The organism is Chryseobacterium sp. 2TAF14, assembly GCF_052115105.1.
Classification (GTDB): domain Bacteria; phylum Bacteroidota; class Bacteroidia; order Flavobacteriales; family Weeksellaceae; genus Chryseobacterium.
The window spans coordinates 1-18211 of sequence record NZ_JBFRGA010000029.1; the positions used below are offsets into that span (position 1 = coordinate 1).

The window sequence follows — 18211 nt, forward strand, 5'->3', positions numbered from 1 at the left end:
CGATTGGAAGAATTCCTGCAGCCAATCCTACTGAAGCTGCAAATATGATTGATAAAACAATGGCTTACGATTGGAAGAATTCCTGCAGCCAATCCTACTGAAGCTGCAAATATGATTGATAAAACAATGGCTTATTACAATTCATTATCAGGACAATCTAATCCTTTCGGAGAATGGAAAATGAAACTGGATTTTATAGTCGATGATGATTTGGAAGGCGGAGGTCCTTTTCATGATGTAATGAACAAGGCACTCGTAAATATATTTGAACAAAACAATACAAACCTAAAAGAATATAATGTAAGAAAACTTTACCTGGATTCTTTTCAGGCAGAAAGTAGTGCAGGAGGACAAAGATTTCCGCAAGTAAACCAGGCAATYTCTAACGACATAGGTAACAGTCTATATCTGTTTTATTTTGGGCATGGTGGTATCAACGGATGGGCTCAGGAAAGAGTTTTAACAACAACTGAAATTCAGAATTCTAATAATTTCACGAATGTTTACAGCCGTTTTCCCTTTGTATCAACCATTACCTGCGAATTTACACTTTGGGATGAGCCTTCAACTTTCTCTGCAGGAGAACAGTTTATAAAACTAAAACAAGGTGGTCCCGCTACGATGATTACTTCCAGTCGCGCCGTAAGTGTGGCATACGGAAGAGCGTTCACCAATGCATTCACACAAAATATTTTTAATCTGGTAAATGATGATTTCCTCAGTCTTGGAATCTCTCATCTTGAAGCTAAAAAACAATACGGTAACAGTGCCGATCATTTACGCGTAAATTTTCTTGGTGATCCTGCAATGAAACTCACAAGACCACTAAGACGTTTAGCAATCGATCAGATCGAAACTCCTGTTCCTGGTTTGATAAGAGGTTTAGATTTTGTAAAAGTTACAGGTCATATCAATAATGCAAGTGGTGTTGTAGATACCAGCTTCAACGGTAGAGTCGTTATCAATATTTTTGATAAAAAATTAAATAAAACTACCTTAAATAATGATGGTGGGATGACTCCTGTTTTAAATTACAAAGAAGAAGGAAGTCCTATTGTAAAAGCTTCAGGAACTGCAGTAAACGGAGTATTTACGGTAGAATTTTATGTACCTAAAGATATTAATTATACCGTAGGAGAAGGCAGAATCTTAGGATATGCAGACAACAAATCGATTGATGTATTCAATAACCAGTCTGTACAAGTAGGAGACATTAATCCTAACGGAATTAATGATAACGAGCCTCCGAAAATAAAACTGTATATGAATAACACTAATTTTGCAAATGGAGGGATCACAAATCAGAATCCTATGCTTCTTGCGTGTTTGAATGACGATACAGGAATAAATTCTACAGGTTCTGGTGTGGGTCACGATATTACAGTATATTTAGACGGTCAAATTATCAACACCATTGTTTTAAATGATTTCTTTTCTTCAGGTGAAGGAAACGGATGTATCAATCCTGCTTTGGCAGACTATCAGAAAGGAAATGTAACCTACCCTTTCAGAAATCTGGCGATAGGTCAACATCAATTAACATTTAAAGTTTGGGACATCAACAATAATTCGACAACTGAAACGTTAAACTTTGAAGTTAAAGATGAAAGTGATCAACATTTGGTGATCAACAGACCATTAAACTGGCCAAATCCTTTTACCAACAAAACCTATGTACAGTTTGAGCATAATTGTGATGATATTTTAGATGTAAATGTTCAAATCTATACAATTACAGGAAAACTGGTAAGAACTTTAACAAATGTTGTGGTGGCAGAACCCTTTCTGCAGGGCTTTAGAACACCACGTCAGGCAATTGAATGGGACGGAAAAGACGATTTTGGTGACACAGTAGCAAAAGGTACGTATATTTTTAAGATATTTGCAAAAAGTCAAAATCAAGAAAAATGCAAAGGAAGTGCTACAGCTGTAGAAAAAATGGTACTTTTGAAGTAAATAAATAATTAATCAACAATATCAATAAAAAACTGATAATATATAAAAGACAACATATGAATTTAACTACTAAACTGCTTTTAGGGATTGGTTTGAGCGCTGGGTTTTTAAGCTATGCGCAAGATTTGAGTCAGGTAAGACCTGTATTAACCGGAGCTCCATTCCTTAGAATCGCACCAGATGCAAGATCAGGAGGTATGGGAGATCAGGGTGTGGTAACTTCACCTGATGCATTTTCGCAATTCTGGAATGCTGCAAAATATCCTTTTAGCAGAACAAGTTCTTCTGTAGGTTTGAACTACACTCCATATATGGGGAAATTAACCAACGACGTATTTTTATTGTACGGTGCTTTCCATAAATTTTTAGGGCAGGAAGAAAGATCAACTATTTCCGCAAGTATCTATTATTTTAATATGGGAGAAGTAGAACTTACTGAGCTTGGTGTAGACAATACCGTAACTTCTAACGGGGTTTCAAAACCAAACGAAATGTCTATCGACGTTGCCTATGGTCTGAAACTTTCAGATTCTTACTCAATGGCGGTTACAGGTAGATTCATTCGTTCAGATTTATCCGGAGGATTCAACACAGATACTACACTGAAGCCTGCCAACACTTTTGCAGTAGACGTTTCAGCTTACTATACTTCACCTAGATTTTCAAGTATAGGAGGTTACGACGGAAAAGTAAATGCGGGTGCAGTAATTTCCAATTTAGGTCCGAAATTAGATTATACAGGCGACGAAGCTTCAAGATCTTACCTTCCTACAATGGCTAGAATCGGTGTAGGTTACGATATGTATCTTGATGATATGAACAGAGTGGGTCTTTCTGTAGAAGGATCTAAAATCTTGGTTCCGGGATCAGAATTTGTAGGTACAGATCCAAATACAAGACAGCCTATTTATCAGGTTCCTAACGTTGGTGTAATGGCAGGTATCGGAAAATCTTTCAAAAATACCAACTCTATTATGTATAGCGGTGCATTAGAATATTCTTATGACAATGCATTTGCGGTAAGAGGAGGTTATTTCCACGAAAGCGAAGAGCAGGGAGCAAGACAGTTTGCTACTGCAGGTATTGGTTTAAAATACCGTTCTTTCGGTCTTGACGTATCTTATTTAATTAATATGTCTAAAATTAATACTGCATTAGATAACACCATCCGTTTCGGTTTAACTTGGAACATCGGTGATGAAACTTCAAATGTGGATTATTAAAAAACATAATATAAAAGTTTTGAAAAGTCTCATTTTGTGAGGCTTTTTTTGTTTCAGTAATTTGGTATCATTCTAGGTATGTTTTAATAAAATATTTAAATAAAAATTCACAATTCAATTACCCAGTAAAACTGAAAATTCACATTTAACTCTTATTTTTGTAGTATGAACTATTCTTCGGAACTCAAAAAAATCGTAACCAGCCAATATGTTTATTCTTCCATTAGAATTACATTGGCAACGGTGATCCCGTGTTTAGTTCTCTCCTATTTTGGTTTGCTCAAAGAATACTTTCTTTTTCCTTTGGGAACCAGCTTTGTAGCATTAACAGATCAGCCGGGACCATTTATCAGACGCAGAAATTCTTTAACTTTTGCCATTTTCTGCTTTGTAGTGGTTGCATTAATTGCAAGCCTGGTGAAAGGAATTATTCCGCTTGTACTTTTAGAAATCATTGTTTTCGGAATGTTTTTTTCGTTGATCGGTGTTTACGGGCAAAGATTGGCAGCTGTAGGATCTTTAGCATTGGTTGTTTTGGCGATTTTTATTGACGGTCATTTAACCGGAGCCAATGTTCTGAAAAGCTTACTTATTTTTACAGCAGGATGCATCTGGTTTCTTTTGATCTTCCTTATCGTTACTACAATTCAGCCGTATAAACTGGCAAGTCAGATGATCGGTGAAAATTATCTGCAGCTTGCAGAATTTCTTAAAATTAAAGCAAATTATTACCAGAAAAATCCTGATTTCGACAAGCTGAGCTTACAGGTCATTACAAAGCAGATCGAAATTAAAAACCTTCAGGAAGAAACCCGCGAAACAGTTTTTAAAACAAGAACCCTCGTGAATGAATCTACAACAATAAGCAGATTATTGATGTTGATGTTCCTGAATTCTATGGATCTTCACGAAAAACTGATGACCTCTGAAAGCGATTATAAAAAGCTTCAGGAAAGTTTTGAAGACACCGAAATTTTAGTAAAAATCCATGATTATTTAAATATTCTTTCCGAAGAAATTGCCAATATCGGGATCTCATTGCAAAGCAGCACGAGAGCAAGACCTAATTTCAATCTTGAAGTACAGTTTCACGAGCTCAATGTACATTATTTCGAATTAAGAAATAAAGAAATGACTCCCGAAAACCTTGAAAATTTCATGATCTTGCGTCAAATAATGATGCGCATCAATGAAATCACCAAAGAGATCAATGAGATCTATAAAGTTTTTTCGCAGAATGTAAAGCTGGCAAAAAGTCTTTCCACAGGTTTAGATTTAAAGAAATTTATGCCTAAAGAAGAGAAAATTAATTTTAAAGTTTTAAAAAGCAATATTTCTCTTACCTCATCCCATTTCAGACATGCGATAAGAATCACCATTGCGTTGTTGTTGGGATACGTTGTTTCTTTACTTCCTTTTGTAGAAATCGGCCACACTTATTGGATCTTGATTACCATCACCGCTATTTTAAAACCAGCCTACTCTATTACAAAACAAAGAAATTTCCTGCGTTTTTGCGGTACAGTTGCAGGTGCGGTCATTGCCTATGTTTTGCTGCATTTTATTCATGTAAATGCAATACTTTTTGCAATACTTTTGATAAGCATGATTTTATGTTTCAGTTTATTGAAAGGAAGATATTTCTGGGCAGTTTTATTTATGACGATCTACGTTTTTATGAGTTTTAATTTCTTAAACCCCGGAAATGTAAATGTTATTTTTAAAGACCGGATTGTAGACACTTTTATCGCCGGAATTATTGCATTTCTGGTTTCATATATTGTGCTTCCGGTTTGGGAACATACACAGAATTTAGATTTAATGAAAAAATCTGCAGAGTCAAATCTCACGTATTTTCATAGTGTAATGTCTAAATTTCTGAATGAAAATTTTAATGTAGAAGATTATAAAGTAAAACGAAAAAATGCCATCATTTCTTTGGCTAATCTTTCGGATAATTTCCAGAGAATGATTTCTGATCCCAAAAATCAGCAGAAAAAACTGGAAGTGGTACATCAGTTTGTGGCGACCTCACATCTGATAACCGCCTACACCGCTTCATTATCTCAATACGCAAAGAGCAACCACGAATATCCTGAAATTGATTCTGAAAGCTGGAGCAAAAAAATAGAATCTGAGATGAATCAGGTTTCAGCAATTTTGAATGGTGAAAAAATACCGGAAACTTTAAGAATGGACAGCCGTCTTGAACCCGAAGATTCTTCAATTGAAAACATGATTCATAAAAGAAAAAAAGAACTTTTGGAAAACGAACATTTCGATACAAGAGATCCAAACAAAATCTCTCATTTAACAGAGCTGAAAAACATTCACGATGTTCTGGAACTTATCTATGATGTTGCCAAAGAACAGCGAAAAGTAATTGAAAAGTACAAAAACGAAGAAAATACTACTCTTCCACAATCGTAAAGCAATATTCGTCGAAAAATTCTACTCTTGCTTTAAGCTCATCTGAAATTTTATCATCATGAACTCGGCATTTGATATGATGAAGATGTTTCAATTCAAAAGGCCTTACTTCATAATGTTTTTTCAACGACCAGTGTTTGGAATGATGAATTTTGTACATACTTTCCTTCACACTCCAGATAATTGTATAGAAAATAACTTCCGTATCAAAAGGAATAAATCCACGTTCATTTTCATAAGTAAATTTATCGATAACCCTTAAAATTTTAGGATTAAATTTTTCAATATCGATCCCGATTTTATTTTTTGAGATCGCAATCGCCGCAAAAGGAAAAGAATGCGTGATCGAAATTTCGGCATCTTTCGGAAATAAAAAAGGCTCTCTTTCTTTGTAAAGAATTTTTGAATTGGGTTTTAAACTTTTCAGAAGTTTTCTTACCATCAGAACCTCCAATAATTTTTTCGGATGATAATCTTTTACTTTTTCGGCATTTTCGGGCTCTAAAAGTTCGTCAATATTCAATTCTTCGTTCTCGTCGTATTTCCAGACAAGAATGGTTGCGGTATCATCAGAAAAATCTCGGTAAAGAGGCATGGTTTAAATTATTAGGTAAAATTAAGGATTTTTTGGTTGGATGATGGAAGTTTTAGGATAATGGTTTTCCTACTGACTGTTTTTTTTAACGCAAAGATTCTATTTTTAATATTTAAAGTGAGCAAAAGTTGCGACAAGTCGCTGATAAAGTTTTCGCATAGACGTTCGCTTTATCAAATCAACTTTGTTGATTAAACTTTGCTCCCTTAAAATTTAAAATAAACTTACAAATCTTTGCGATAAAAAATTTCATGCACAAAAAAAATCCACTTAAATCTTAAGATAAAAGTGAATTTCAATATTATTAAAAAGCTAAAGCAGTTAGTAGTAAAACACCCTGCATCCAGCTTCCAAAATCCGCTTATTTAGACTGGTGATTCTGATCGTTTCTATGCTCAAGAATTTCAAGGTTTTCATTCACAAAATAAGCACTCCCAAAACCGTTTACGTAGGAACCTTTTGTCGGATGAAGACCGATTAAAATGAAATCTTTCATTTCAGAAATTACATCAACCACTTTGCCGTGAGTTTCTTTTAGCTGAGAAACAACTGTATTCCAGGTTTCAGAATCTCTTTCAACCTGAGAAGTAGACGCTTCAATCGTTAATCTTTCTCTTGCGTAGATTTGTTTTGTAGCAGACTCATCTTCGATGAACATGATGGAAGTTTTTCTTCCGTCTGCAAGATTCTTCGTATGTTTTGCCATGAAAGACACCAAAATATAAAACGTATTTTCTACCTGTACAAATGGTGCATAACTCGAGTTAGGCGTTCCTTCTGCATCTACCGTTGCCAAAATAATGCTTTTGGATCTTTCAACCAGTTCTTTTACTTTCGGAGTAAGAGGTTTTGCCTGTCTTTGAGTTTCTTCCTGAGCGTGTGTATGATTCATAATAGAGATTTATTTTATACAAAAATACATTATTTAGATTTAAAATAAATAAATTTAGCACTGTAATATCTCATAAAGGGGAAGTTTACAGAGTGTTTTTATATCTAAATTATATGTTGTAATTTTGCATTTCAATAATTAGAAATTAAATTATTCATTAGATATGAGTACAACAACACAATACGTTCCTTATAAAGTTAAGGACATTTCTTTAGCAGAATGGGGAAGAAAAGAAATTACCCTTGCAGAAGCTGAAATGCCTGGTTTGATGGCAATCCGTGAAGAGTATGGTCCTTCTCAACCATTGAAAGGAGCAAGAATCGCAGGATGCCTTCACATGACGATCCAGACTGCAGTTTTGATCGAAACTTTGGTTGCGCTTGGAGCTGAAGTTACCTGGTCTTCTTGTAATATTTTTTCTACACAAGACCACGCAGCTGCTGCAATTGCTGCTGCGGGAATTCCTGTTTATGCTTGGAAAGGTCTTAACGAGGAAGAATTCGACTGGTGTATTGAGCAGACTTTGTTCTTCGGTGAAGACAGAAAACCATTAAACATGATTCTTGACGACGGCGGAGATTTAACAAACATGGTTTTTGATAAATACCCAGAATTCACAAAAGATATCAAAGGACTTTCTGAAGAAACTACAACCGGAGTTCACAGACTATACGAAAGAATGAAGAACGGAACTTTGGTAATGCCTGCAATCAACGTAAACGATTCGGTTACCAAATCTAAATTCGACAACAAATACGGATGTAAAGAATCTGCAGTAGATGCTGTAAGAAGAGCGACAGACGTAATGTTGGCAGGAAAAAGAGTGGTTGTTTGCGGATACGGAGACGTAGGTAAAGGTACTGCTGCATCATTCAGAGGAGCAGGTTCTATCGTTACTGTAACTGAAATCGACCCGATCTGTGCTTTACAGGCTGCAATGGACGGTTATGAAGTAAAAAGATTAGATACGGTTGTTGATAATGCAGATATTATCATCACTACAACTGGTAACTTCAACATCGTAAGAGGAGAGCATTTCCTTAAAATGAAAGATAAAGCAATCGTTTGTAACATCGGTCACTTCGATAACGAAATCGATATGGCTTGGTTAAACGAAAACTATGGTTCTACAAAATCTGAAGTGAAACCTCAGGTTGACATCTATACTATCGAAGGTAAAGAAGTAATTATTCTTGCTGAAGGTCGTTTGGTAAACCTTGGTTGCGCTACAGGTCACCCGTCTTTTGTAATGTCTAACTCTTTCTCTAACCAGACTTTGGCTCAGATCGAACTTTGGAACAATTCTGAAGCTTACGGAAACGAAGTATATATGTTACCTAAACATTTGGATGAAAAAGTAGCAGCTCTTCACCTTAAAAAATTAAGCGTAGAATTGGAAACTCTTTCTCCTGAACAAGCTGAATACATTGGTGTAGACGTGAAAGGTCCTTTCAAGCCTGAATATTACAGATATTAATTATAAGTAATGTGTAATTGGTAGTGAGTAATCTTTGCCAATTATAAAATATAAAACGCTTCGAATTTTTCGGAGCGTTTTTACTTTGTCAAAGTTCAAAATCTTACAAAGTTTTTCATTAAACCATCTTCATCAGATACATTGATTAAAAATTTCAACCTTATTGGAAATAAATCTAACTGATATTCAAAAAAACAATATATTTGAATTAATAATAAACAAAAAATAACAATTAATGAAAAAACAAGGAGTTTCAAATGCATTCGTAGCGGCATCGTGGATTGCACTTGGTGCAGGAATGATCGGATTTATTGTAGGGCTTGCTAGAGCAGAAATGCAGCTTAACGAAAAAGGATATTACTTCACCATCCTACTCTATGGTTTGTTTGCCGTGGTTTCTTTACAAAAAGCAGTTCGTGACCGTTTAGAAAATATTAAAGTGACCGATATTTATTACGGAATATGCTGGTTTGCCACCTTATCTTCTATCATATTACTGATAATCGGTCTTTGGAATGCCACCATTCTTCCAAGTGAAAAAGGGTTTTACGGTTTTGCTTTTTTACTGGCTCTATTTGGTGCAATCGCCGTTCAGAAAAATACAAGAGACAATATGACTCAGGAATAAGATAATTTATACTCACCAGATTTGGTGAGTTTTTTATTTTTACATATCTTTATTTCACAAAATATTGATATGATTTGCAGATTTACATTCTTGTTTATATTCATTTTTTCACAACTTGCAAAATCCCAGACAGAATTTATTACCATCTGGAAACCAAGCGGCATAAACCCATCAATTATTACCAATGTAACGGCTCCTTCCGTTTCATCTTCAAACCAGATCTGGTTTCCCGGGGCGGGTGCAAACTATACCATTCAATGGGAAGAAATAAATTTTCCTCAGCACAATGCTACTTTAACGAATGTATCATCAGCTGGTCAAATCCTGATCGATTTTGGAACTCCCTTGAATCCTAGTCCGAATCAGGCGACTTATCGTTTAAAAGTAAGCAATGGAAACGGTGTTTTTAATAAAATACAATTTGCCTCTTTCATCTTAGATCAAACCGGAGCCAAAATCTGGTCTCATTTTGGTAATTCAGACAAAATTCTTGCTATATCGCAGTGGGGCAATATACAATGGTCTTCAATGTTTAGTGCATTTTCCCATTGTCAAAACTTACAGTTAATCGCTACAGATTCACCTGACTTATCTAATGTTGCAAATACTTCACACATGTTTTTTAACACCAGCAATTTTTCAGGAAACTCTTCCATGGCAAACTGGGATACATCTTTTGTAAAAGATTTCAGCTTTATGTTTGCACATACAAATATCCATCAGTTTACAGAAACATTTAATCCTCCCATTGGAAACTGGAATACATCAGCAGCAACAAATTTTAATTCATTATTTGAGAACAGAAAAATTTTTAATCAAAACCTGAATTCCTGGAATACATCAAATGTTACTACCATGAACTCTGTGTTTGCTGGCTGTAATACTTTCAATCAGCCTCTCGATAACTGGAATACCTCAAATGTTACCGACATGTCTCTTATGTTTCATTTGATTCCTAATTTCAATCAACCGCTGAACAGCTGGGATACTTCAAATGTTACCAATGTATCTCATATGTTCCATAACTGTACATCTTTTAACCAACCGCTTGATAATTGGGATACAAGCAACTTAACTGATATGAATATTTTTCTGCAGGGAGCAACTGCTTTTAACCAATCCTTGGCAAGCTGGAATCTTCCCGCTCTTACGACCGCTTTGCTGGCAATTACCCAAACCGCAATAGATTGCGCAAACTACAGTGATACTATTTCAGGATGGGCAGATAATCCTAACACGGCAAATAATATCAATTTAGGCCCGGTTAACAACCTTACATATTCCATAAATATTATCAACAAAAGAAATATCCTTATTAATAAAGGCTGGCTTTTCACCGGAGATGTTGCGGGTGAATGCGAAAAGCTTGCAGTGAGTGAAAGTAATTTAAAAAACAGTATCTATATTTATCCTAATCCTGCATCAGATTTTATTTATTTAAATCATTTTAAAGATGTAAAAAGCTATACTATAACAGACTTCAGCGGAAGAATTATAATGAAAGATTCTCTTACTAAAGATTTTATTAATATTAAAAGCCTCACTTCAGGAAATTATATTTTACAAATCGCTACAAAAGAAAAAACGCAGTCTTTCAAGTTTACTAAAAAATAAAATAAGCCTCACAAAAACGTGAGGCTATATTTTTATATAAAAGAATTAATAAATTTCACAGAAAAAAATTCACAATTCACAATTCACAATTAATAATTAATAATTAATAATTAATAAATATCATCATATCGATTAGGATGCTTGGTTTTAATATCATCCACAGTTCCTAAAACCTTATCTTTTAAAGTATCCTGATAAACCTGCAGCTTTTCTGCAATTTCCTCGTTCCCGCTTCCTAATATTTTTGCAGCTAAAATTCCGGCATTTAATGCTCCGTTCAATGCGACTGTTGCCACAGGAATTCCGCCCGGCATTTGTAAGATCGACAAAACAGAATCCCAACCGTCAATAGAGTTGCTCGATAAAATAGGAACACCGATTACCGGTAAAGTCGTGCAGCTTGCCACCATTCCCGGAAGATGTGCGGCTCCTCCTGCTCCTGCCACAATTACTTTCAAACCTCTTTCTTGTGCTGTTTTAGCGTAATCGAACATTCTTTCCGGTGTTCTGTGTGCAGAAACGACGGTTAATTCATACGGAATATCCAAAGATTTCAAAAAATTTGCTGCCAATTCCATAATCGGTAAGTCGCTCTGACTTCCCATGATAATTCCTACCATTTTTTCAATTTATTAGACTTCAAAGATAATCATTTTAAAAGTGAATTGTAAATGGTCAATTTTCTTCGTTGTGAATTTTAATAATTCAAAATTTAATTTTAATATCAAAAGATTCACAATTGACTTGCGAAGCAAATTTGACCATTCACACCAAGAAAACCTTATCTTTGCAGCACCATTTCTCTGTACTTTGAAAAATTACAAACTTACTTTAGCCATTTTTACTGTTGCCATTGTTTGGGGAACTACATTTTTAGCCATTCGTGTTGCGGTAGAATCTATTCCGGCATGGTTTGTTGCAGGGATTCGTCAGTTTTTGGCAGCGATGATTATGATGGTCATCCTTTTATATAAAAAAGAATTTAAATGGATTGGCTGGAAAAATCTTAGCTATCAACTCATATTTTCTACATTAATGCTGATCGTCGCAAACGGAATGACTACCGTTGCCGAAGAGGAAGTAACGAGCAGCTTAACATCGTTGATCAGTGCGTGTTCTCCTATTGTCGTTTTTCTTGGAAGCGTTGCAATTGGATTGCAGAAATTCAGTTTGAGAGCGTTTTTCGGCGTCTTGTTGTGTTTCAGCGGGATACTTTTTATTTTTTGGGATGGTTTAGCCGACATGGCAAATCCATCTTACCGAATGGGAATTATTTTTCTTTTTATTGCAATCGGAGGTTGGGCTTCAGGAACGATTTTTACTAAAAAACTCAATATACAAAGCAGAAATATTTCGCTGAATCTTTTTTACCAGTTTATTTTTGCAGGAATAATACAGCTTTGCTTTGCATTTCTCTTCTCAGAATCTTACAATTTTGAAAACTGGAGCGTAAAAAGTATTTCGGCGATGCTTTATCTTGCCATTTTTGGTTCTGTGGCGGCGTTTTTCGCATTTCATTATGCGCTCACAAGAGTTTCTCCAGTGCAGGTGTCAATTTTGGCTTATGTGAATACGATTATTTCGATTTTCTTAAGCTGGCTGATTTTAGATGAAAAAATTTCGGCTAAATTTATCATTGCTGCGGTATTGATCATCGTTGGAGTTTTTATTATTAATTATAACAAAGAACTTTTTAAAAGGAAAAAGATTGAAGAAGAATCTTAAATTCATTACAATATTTTACTAAATTCACTTGCATAAACACACAATTCTAAATTTATGAAACAAACTATTTCCCTGATTTTTATTTTAGTATCATCATTTTTTCTGGCACAAAATATAAAATTTACAGATGCAGAAATCAAGAAAAAATTAGATTCTATAAAAGCTGAAGGTAATCTACTTTTTTCATTAGAAAATTCTTCATGGCAATCTACAGATCTGGCAAGAGAAAATAAAAAAATAAATGAAAATTTTGGCGGATACCTTACCTATAAAAGTAATGACACTGTAAAAACAGTCATTTTAAGTAAAGATCAAAATTTAGTTATTGCAGAATATTCTTTTCAAAACAATTCTAAAAAACCTGTCAAAGAAAATCTTGTACAAAGAAATCTTAATTTTAATGAAAATAATTTGAAAAACATCCGCTCAAAAGTAATTTCACAATTATCGGATCCAAAATACGAAGTTGGTGTTCCTAATGGTTTTAGTCTGAATATAATCACAATTCCGTTTGAAGGAAATTACAAAAACTACCTGATTACAGGAGCTTCAGAAGCTAATATAATTCCTTTTGGCAATGATTATTTATTCATTTCAGATAAAGAAGGAAACATTATATCAAATAAAAAATTTCATTCAAGATTAATACCGGCAATGACTTCAATGCCGGAAGGAGGCACAGTAACCATGTCTACTCACAGTCATTTAAAAACAAATCCTTTTATTTCGGCAACAGACATTTGCACTTTTAAATTATATTCTCCGTTTACTAAACTTGAAGAGTTTTCTGTTTATTCTCCTGCATTAGACAGCTATATGATTTATAATTACAAAAAGGACAGTCTTGTAAAATCAAAAGACATTAAATAAATGAAAAAAACACTCATCATCTCCATATCTGTAATTCTTTTAATAATGATATCATTCACGATTTACTGGAATCTTCCGATAGAAATCACCAGAAAATCTGATATAAAATCGGGAAACGAAATCATTGAAAACATTGAGAACTACCGCAAAAAAAGTTACAAACTTCCTGAAGTTAATGATTGGCAGACTTTAGAGCAATTGGGATTGCAAAAAGATGATCCTAAAAAACCTGTTTACAATAAAGATGAAAACGGAAATTACGAATTGATTTATGATGATGGTTTGGGCGGCCCTTATTTATTGTGGAATTCCACAGATAAAAAATGGACGATCGATCAACCGAAAATTAAATAAAAAAAGACTGCCCGAAAGCAGTCTTTTCAATTATATTTAAAAGTATTAAGCAATGACTCTTATCATCGTTTTTACCTGTATCAATTTCTCCATCAATTCTTCTCTCGATTCTGCCAAAACATTGATATGCCCCATTTTTCTTCCGGGTTTGGTTTCTGTTTTTCCATAAAGATGAATGTAGGTTTCAGGTAATTTTAAAACATCTTCCATTCCTTCATAAATTACTTTTCCTGAAAATCCTTCTGCTCCAACCAGATTCAGCATTCCACTGTAAATAACGGCATCGGTATCTGCCAAAGGAAGATTTTTTACCACACGATACATCTGTTCAAATTGCGAATTGGCATTTCCTTCCTGGCTTTGATGTCCTGAATTGTGAAGTCTCGGTGCGGTTTCATTGACCCAAACTTTTCCTTCTTTATCTAAAAATAATTCAATCGCAAAAAGCCCCGGAGAATTAACGGCATTTAAAAATTTCTCAGTTATTGAATCGATTTGATCTTCAATTTCCTCACTTAAAAAAACCGGACAGATATTAAAATCGAGCAAATTCAACTTCGGATCGGCAACCATTTCCGTCACAGGGAAAATCTGAGTTTCTCCGTTTTCGTTTTTAGCAACAATTACCGAAAGTTCTTTGTCGATATCAACTAATTTTTCAAGCACGGAATCCTGTATCCAAAGATTTTTCATGTCTTCATTGGTACGGATCACCTGAACTCCTTTTCCGTCGTAGCCACCTGTATTCATTTTTTGTACAAAAGGAAGTGGCATTTTTATTTCGTCTGAACTTCCATCCATAATTTCAAAATCCGGACTTGGAATATCATGAGCTTTATAAAACTGCTTCTGAAGAATTTTCTGCTGAATGGTTTTAATAATCTGAGCATTCGGAACCACTTTTATCCCTTGATTTTCAAGCTCTGCCAAAGCATCTGCATTTACATGCTCAATCTCTATTGTTACTACATCTTTATCTTTTCCGAAATTCAAAACCGTTTCATAATCATTGAAATTTCCTTGGGTAAAATGTGAAATATTATGACAAGGCGCATCTGAAGCCGGATCCAAAGTGTAAAATTCGTCGTCATACTTCAGCGCTTCCTGAATGAGCATTCTTCCGAGTTGTCCGCCTCCTAAAATTCCTATTTTCATTTTTTATTTTAATTTTATTTAGATTTAATTTTTTCTTTAATAAATATAAACATCCGACTTGTCATTCCGACGCATGAGGAATCTCTATTGTGAATATTTGAGATTCTTCATTTCGCTTTGCTACATTCAGAATGACAAACCTGTTTCTATATTTTATCAATTTTCAAATATCCCAATCCCATCAGATTCTCCTGGTTTTCTGCATCAGATTTAACCAAAACAATTGAATATTTTTCTTTCATTTTTTCGGGAAGAATATCATTCACGTTAAAAATATCATCAATATCAACCCCGTGTTTATCATCGATATGACTTACCGCTCCCTCAAAACCCATTGTTTTATAAAACCCAGTCTGTTTTGCTTTTTTCACGATTTCAGCCATTGAAGTTCCAACCATTAAATGCTGTTCATGAAACTCTTCAAAATATCCTTTTTTATAACCACCCAAATTGATGAAGTACAATTGATTTTCTGAAACTTCTTCTCCTTTTTCTACAATTTTCACTTCAAAACCATCAGCAAATTTCACTTCCTGATAACAGTCGAGATGAATTTTTCCATCGGCTTCTTTCCAGAAATCTTTAATATCGGGAACCAAATCTTTGAGACTTTCTGCGATACCAAAAAAAACATCATGTTGTTCTATATTTCTGCCTTTCGGTGTTGCACCAAGGATCATATAAAATAACTTCATTTTTAATTTTATTTTTGCAAAAGTACGGCAAAAAATAATCTTGGATGAATGTTTGTCTGAAAACCGCAATAGTTTTATATTTGTAGCATGTCGGAGATTATTATTCTTTTTCTTGGCGCTATCTCGGCCGGTCTTTTAGGTTCACTCACCGGTTTGGGAGGCGGAGTTATCATTATCCCTCTATTAACGCTTGGTTTCGGTGTTCCTATGCATTATGCAATTGGGGCTTCTTTAATTTCAGTGATCGGAACTTCTTCAGGAGCAGCCGTTGCTTTCGTGAAAGAAGGCTTTACCAATATGYGAATCGGGATGTTTCTGGAGATTGCTACAACTTCAGGAGCAATTGTAGGCGCATTGGTTTCAGGAATGCTGAATCCTAATACTATTGGAATTATTTTCGCCAGTATTCTTTTGCTTACCGTTATTTTAAATCTTAAAGGAAAACCTGATCATCAGGAACCTTTAGTTAAAGGCAGCCTTGAAGAAAAGCTCAAGCTTTATGGTACTTTTCCCGATAAAGGAGTTGTAAAAAACTATGCTGCAAGAAATACCGTTCCGGGATTTTTCATGATGATGTTTGCAGGAGCAATGTCCGGACTTTTAGGAATCGGTTCCGGTGCTTTGAAAGTTTTGGCAATGGATAATATGATGCGACTGCCTTTCAAAGTTTCTACCACGACCAGTAATTTTATGATCGGGGTAACTGCCGTTGCAAGTTCATTAATCTATTTCCAGAGAGGAGAAATTATTCCCGTGATTGTGGCGCCTGTTTTGGTAGGTGTTGTAGTGGGAAGCTTTATAGGATCTAAGACTTTAATGGTTTCAAAAACAAAAAAACTGAAGACGTTTTTCGCTATTGTGATTACGATTCTTTCAGTTTATATGATGTATAACGGTGTAAGCAGCAACTTCAAATGAGAAAAAATTTCACAGATGTTGATCTGAACCGTTCGGTAGGAAACCTTCTACGTTTAGGCGTTATTTTATCAGTTATCACTTCACTGATTGGCTTCGTAAAACTTTTTATGGAAGGTTTTGTAATGCCAAAGAAATACAAGCTTCTCGACATGGGAAGCTCTTCAGAAAAAGTCTGGAGCCATTTTTGGGAAACCCTTTGCAAAGGCGAAGGAATGGCAATTATTCAATTGGGAATCTTGATGCTTATTTTCACCCCTTTAATGAGAATTATTTTTGCATTAATCGGCTACCTTAAAGAAAAAGACTACGTTTATGTAGTTATTTCTTCAATTGTTTTAGCGATTATGGCGATTAGTTTCTTTACGGGTTATGCACATTGATAATAGATAATTAGACGCTAGATTCCAGATATCAGACTTACAAATAGCAGTTAAGTCTTAAATCTGATATCTGATATCTGATATCTAGTGTCTCGTATCTAGTATCTCAATTTACATTTGATAAAATTCCAGCGGTAAATCATCGGGATCTTGCGTAAAGAAAAATTCTTTTCCGGTAAACTCGTCAATGCGGATCTCTTCGCAGTTTAAACCTTTCTGAATTAATTCATCACGTTTTTCGCTTACATTTTCTACAGCAAAAGCAAGATGTCTTAAACCACAGGATTCAGGTCTTGACGGTCGTTTAGGAGGATTTGGAAATGAAAATAATTCGATAACGTAATGTTCTCCGATTGCTAAATCGAGCTTGTAAGATTGTCTTTCTTCCCGATACACTTCACGGATGATATTTAAACCTAAAATTTCGGTATAAAACTTTTTTGAAACCTCGTAATCTGAGCAGATGATGGCAATATGGTGAATTTTCATTTTAGATTATTTATTGCAATTCGTTCTTCTTGTATCGATTAAATATTGAATTTTCCAGACGTTATTTTGTTTTACCATCTGAAAACTATTGGCTCCGCAGTGCGAAAATTTTCCTTTGTAATAAAATTCGTACGGGGTAAAAACGCTTGCCAGATTTCCATCAATATGAATGGCTTCAAATCTGATCTTTTCGTCTGCATCGTTCTTTGATAATTTAGAAAAAGAAGATAAAAAGTTTTGCAGCTTTTCTGTTTTTACAACCTCATTTTTTGTGATCGTCTGCAAAATGGCATCGTCAGCAAAAGCAGATTTTATCATGACTGTATCTGCATTTTTCATTCCCGTAAAAAGCTTTTCTACACCTTCTTTTATAGCATCTTTCTCTGTTTTCTGTGCAAAACAGAATGAACTTACAAGCATTAAAACAATAAAAATTTTTCCCATACGATAAGTTTTAAACTTTAAAATTAAAAAATATATGGCTTACCCCCCATTTAAATTAAAACTGGCACGAAATTACCAGAAAAAAACTTATTTTTATTTATACATTTTAAGAAATATGTGGGAAACCTACTTTGTTATAAGTTCTTTATTGTTGATTTTAACCGTATTGCCAAAAATTCCGAGCCCGCATTGGGTTTTTCGCTTTCCTGATTTCGGTAAAATCCAGATTACCTGTCTTACAATCATCACTTTTGCTTTAGGATTTATCATCCAAAAGACAGAATATTTCTGGTATCTGCAAGGCTTATTATTGGCAATGATCATTTATCACGGGATTGTTTTAATTAAATACACTCCGCTTTATAG

General features: G+C 34.6%; 18 protein-coding genes and 2 pseudogenes. 13 read left to right on the forward strand and 7 right to left on the reverse strand.

The window, feature by feature from the left end; translation table 11 throughout:
- Positions 1–11: 11 nt before the first annotated feature.
- The 4 genes and pseudogenes from AB4Y90_RS05460 (at position 12) to AB4Y90_RS05475 (ending at position 5609) form a co-directional block, all read left to right on the forward strand.
- A complete protein-coding gene (locus AB4Y90_RS05460) occupies positions 12–101 on the forward strand; it encodes a hypothetical protein (RefSeq protein ID WP_441556457.1) in 90 nt (29 codons plus the stop codon).
- A pseudogene (porU, locus tag AB4Y90_RS05465) lies at positions 64–1956 on the forward strand (type IX secretion system sortase PorU); the annotation flags it as partial. The gene AB4Y90_RS05460 and the pseudogene porU, both read left to right, overlap by 38 nt.
- 56 nt (positions 1957–2012) lie before the next feature.
- Positions 2013–3179 (forward strand): type IX secretion system outer membrane channel protein PorV, encoded by a 1167-nt coding sequence (porV, locus tag AB4Y90_RS05470; RefSeq protein ID WP_441556441.1) that lies wholly within the window; start codon positions 2013–2015, stop codon positions 3177–3179.
- Between the two features lie 165 nt (positions 3180–3344).
- Positions 3345–5609: an FUSC family membrane protein gene (locus AB4Y90_RS05475; protein ID WP_441556442.1), complete on the forward strand. Its 2265-nt coding sequence runs from the start codon at positions 3345–3347 to the stop codon at positions 5607–5609.
- Here AB4Y90_RS05475 and AB4Y90_RS05480 read toward each other — a convergent pair.
- Together AB4Y90_RS05480 and AB4Y90_RS05485 are read right to left on the reverse strand one after the other, a co-directional pair.
- Positions 5590–6204: a 4'-phosphopantetheinyl transferase family protein gene (locus AB4Y90_RS05480; RefSeq protein ID WP_441556443.1), complete on the reverse strand. Its 615-nt coding sequence runs from the start codon at positions 6202–6204 to the stop codon at positions 5590–5592. The genes AB4Y90_RS05475 and AB4Y90_RS05480 overlap by 20 nt on opposite strands.
- Before the next feature lie 361 nt (positions 6205–6565).
- Positions 6566–7096 (reverse strand): HugZ family pyridoxamine 5'-phosphate oxidase, encoded by a 531-nt coding sequence (locus AB4Y90_RS05485; protein ID WP_441556444.1) that lies wholly within the window; start codon positions 7094–7096, stop codon positions 6566–6568.
- 163 nt (positions 7097–7259) lie between these two features.
- On the opposite strand from AB4Y90_RS05485, the gene ahcY reads away from it, so the two are divergent.
- The 3 genes from ahcY (at position 7260) to AB4Y90_RS05500 (ending at position 10815) form a co-directional block, all read left to right on the forward strand.
- On the forward strand, positions 7260–8573 hold the full coding sequence (gene ahcY, locus AB4Y90_RS05490; protein ID WP_408088364.1) for an adenosylhomocysteinase: 1314 nt from the start codon (positions 7260–7262) through the stop codon (positions 8571–8573).
- A 235-nt stretch (positions 8574–8808) separates the two neighbouring features.
- A complete protein-coding gene (yiaA, locus tag AB4Y90_RS05495) occupies positions 8809–9201 on the forward strand; it encodes an inner membrane protein YiaA (protein ID WP_441556445.1) in 393 nt (130 codons plus the stop codon).
- 69 nt (positions 9202–9270) lie between these two features.
- The gene (locus tag AB4Y90_RS05500) at positions 9271–10815 is read left to right on the forward strand and encodes a BspA family leucine-rich repeat surface protein (protein ID WP_441556446.1); all 1545 of its coding nucleotides are present in this window, start codon (positions 9271–9273) and stop codon (positions 10813–10815) included.
- 110 nt (positions 10816–10925) lie between these two features.
- On the opposite strand, the gene purE is transcribed toward AB4Y90_RS05500, so the two are convergent.
- On the reverse strand, positions 10926–11435 hold the full coding sequence (gene purE, locus AB4Y90_RS05505; RefSeq protein ID WP_441556447.1) for a 5-(carboxyamino)imidazole ribonucleotide mutase: 510 nt from the start codon (positions 11433–11435) through the stop codon (positions 10926–10928).
- A 190-nt stretch (positions 11436–11625) separates the two neighbouring features.
- Here purE and AB4Y90_RS05510 point away from each other — a divergent pair, with 190 nt between their 5' ends.
- The 3 genes from AB4Y90_RS05510 to AB4Y90_RS05520 are packed head-to-tail and all read left to right on the forward strand — an operon-like array spanning position 11626 to position 13764.
- Positions 11626–12540, forward strand: a complete 915-nt coding sequence (locus AB4Y90_RS05510; protein WP_441556448.1) for a DMT family transporter — start codon at positions 11626–11628, stop codon at positions 12538–12540.
- A 54-nt stretch (positions 12541–12594) separates the two neighbouring features.
- Complete coding sequence (locus AB4Y90_RS05515) at positions 12595–13410, forward strand: hypothetical protein (RefSeq protein ID WP_441556449.1); 816 nt, start codon at positions 12595–12597, stop codon at positions 13408–13410.
- The gene (locus AB4Y90_RS05520; protein WP_441556450.1) at positions 13411–13764 is read left to right on the forward strand and encodes a hypothetical protein; all 354 of its coding nucleotides are present in this window, start codon (positions 13411–13413) and stop codon (positions 13762–13764) included.
- 45 nt (positions 13765–13809) lie between these two features.
- Here AB4Y90_RS05520 and AB4Y90_RS05525 read toward each other — a convergent pair whose 3' ends face one another.
- Both AB4Y90_RS05525 and AB4Y90_RS05530 read right to left on the reverse strand, forming a co-directional pair.
- On the reverse strand, positions 13810–14919 hold the full coding sequence (locus AB4Y90_RS05525; protein WP_441556451.1) for a 5-(carboxyamino)imidazole ribonucleotide synthase: 1110 nt from the start codon (positions 14917–14919) through the stop codon (positions 13810–13812).
- A gap of 146 nt (positions 14920–15065) precedes the next feature.
- Positions 15066–15614 (reverse strand): DUF1543 domain-containing protein, encoded by a 549-nt coding sequence (locus AB4Y90_RS05530; RefSeq protein WP_441556452.1) that lies wholly within the window; start codon positions 15612–15614, stop codon positions 15066–15068.
- An 87-nt stretch (positions 15615–15701) separates the two neighbouring features.
- Here AB4Y90_RS05530 and AB4Y90_RS05535 point away from each other — a divergent pair, with 87 nt between their 5' ends.
- Positions 15702–16532, forward strand: coding sequence for a sulfite exporter TauE/SafE family protein (locus AB4Y90_RS05535; RefSeq protein ID WP_441556453.1), 831 nt, complete (start codon positions 15702–15704; stop codon positions 16530–16532).
- Positions 16529–16912 (forward strand): DUF1634 domain-containing protein, encoded by a 384-nt coding sequence (locus tag AB4Y90_RS05540; protein WP_441556454.1) that lies wholly within the window; start codon positions 16529–16531, stop codon positions 16910–16912. The genes AB4Y90_RS05535 and AB4Y90_RS05540 overlap by 4 nt, the downstream gene beginning before the upstream one ends.
- Before the next feature lie 111 nt (positions 16913–17023).
- Here AB4Y90_RS05540 and gloA2 read toward each other — a convergent pair whose 3' ends face one another.
- Both gloA2 and AB4Y90_RS05550 read right to left on the reverse strand, forming a co-directional pair.
- Positions 17024–17401 (reverse strand): SMU1112c/YaeR family gloxylase I-like metalloprotein, encoded by a 378-nt coding sequence (gene gloA2, locus AB4Y90_RS05545; protein ID WP_441556455.1) that lies wholly within the window; start codon positions 17399–17401, stop codon positions 17024–17026.
- A 6-nt stretch (positions 17402–17407) separates the two neighbouring features.
- Positions 17408–17845 carry a nuclear transport factor 2 family protein gene (locus AB4Y90_RS05550; protein ID WP_441556456.1) on the reverse strand — a complete coding sequence of 146 codons (438 nt, stop codon included), beginning with the start codon at positions 17843–17845 and terminating at the stop codon, positions 17408–17410.
- Positions 17846–17879: 34 nt separating this feature from the next.
- On the opposite strand from AB4Y90_RS05550, the pseudogene AB4Y90_RS05555 reads away from it, so the two are divergent.
- Positions 17880–18211 (forward strand): annotated as a pseudogene (locus AB4Y90_RS05555) (hypothetical protein); the annotation flags it as partial.

Excerpts from the sequence above, each read along its gene's own strand:
- porV (WP_441556441.1), top strand. The coding sequence starts at position 2,013 with ATGAATTTAACTACTAAACTGCTTTTAGGGATTGGTTTGAGCGCTGGG.
- AB4Y90_RS05475 (WP_441556442.1), top strand. The coding sequence starts at position 3,345 with ATGAACTATTCTTCGGAACTCAAAAAAATCGTAACCAGCCAATATGTT.
- AB4Y90_RS05480 (WP_441556443.1), bottom strand. The coding sequence starts at position 6,204 with ATGCCTCTTTACCGAGATTTTTCTGATGATACCGCAACCATTCTTGTC.
- AB4Y90_RS05485 (WP_441556444.1), bottom strand. The coding sequence starts at position 7,096 with ATGAATCATACACACGCTCAGGAAGAAACTCAAAGACAGGCAAAACCT.
- ahcY (WP_408088364.1), top strand. The coding sequence starts at position 7,260 with ATGAGTACAACAACACAATACGTTCCTTATAAAGTTAAGGACATTTCT.
- yiaA (WP_441556445.1), top strand. The coding sequence starts at position 8,809 with ATGAAAAAACAAGGAGTTTCAAATGCATTCGTAGCGGCATCGTGGATT.
- AB4Y90_RS05500 (WP_441556446.1), top strand. The coding sequence starts at position 9,271 with ATGATTTGCAGATTTACATTCTTGTTTATATTCATTTTTTCACAACTT.
- purE (WP_441556447.1), bottom strand. The coding sequence starts at position 11,435 with ATGGTAGGAATTATCATGGGAAGTCAGAGCGACTTACCGATTATGGAA.
- AB4Y90_RS05515 (WP_441556449.1), top strand. The coding sequence starts at position 12,595 with ATGAAACAAACTATTTCCCTGATTTTTATTTTAGTATCATCATTTTTT.
- AB4Y90_RS05520 (WP_441556450.1), top strand. The coding sequence starts at position 13,411 with ATGAAAAAAACACTCATCATCTCCATATCTGTAATTCTTTTAATAATG.
- AB4Y90_RS05525 (WP_441556451.1), bottom strand. The coding sequence starts at position 14,919 with ATGAAAATAGGAATTTTAGGAGGCGGACAACTCGGAAGAATGCTCATT.
- AB4Y90_RS05530 (WP_441556452.1), bottom strand. The coding sequence starts at position 15,614 with ATGAAGTTATTTTATATGATCCTTGGTGCAACACCGAAAGGCAGAAAT.
- AB4Y90_RS05540 (WP_441556454.1), top strand. The coding sequence starts at position 16,529 with ATGAGAAAAAATTTCACAGATGTTGATCTGAACCGTTCGGTAGGAAAC.
- gloA2 (WP_441556455.1), bottom strand. The coding sequence starts at position 17,401 with ATGAAAATTCACCATATTGCCATCATCTGCTCAGATTACGAGGTTTCA.
- AB4Y90_RS05550 (WP_441556456.1), bottom strand. The coding sequence starts at position 17,845 with ATGGGAAAAATTTTTATTGTTTTAATGCTTGTAAGTTCATTCTGTTTT.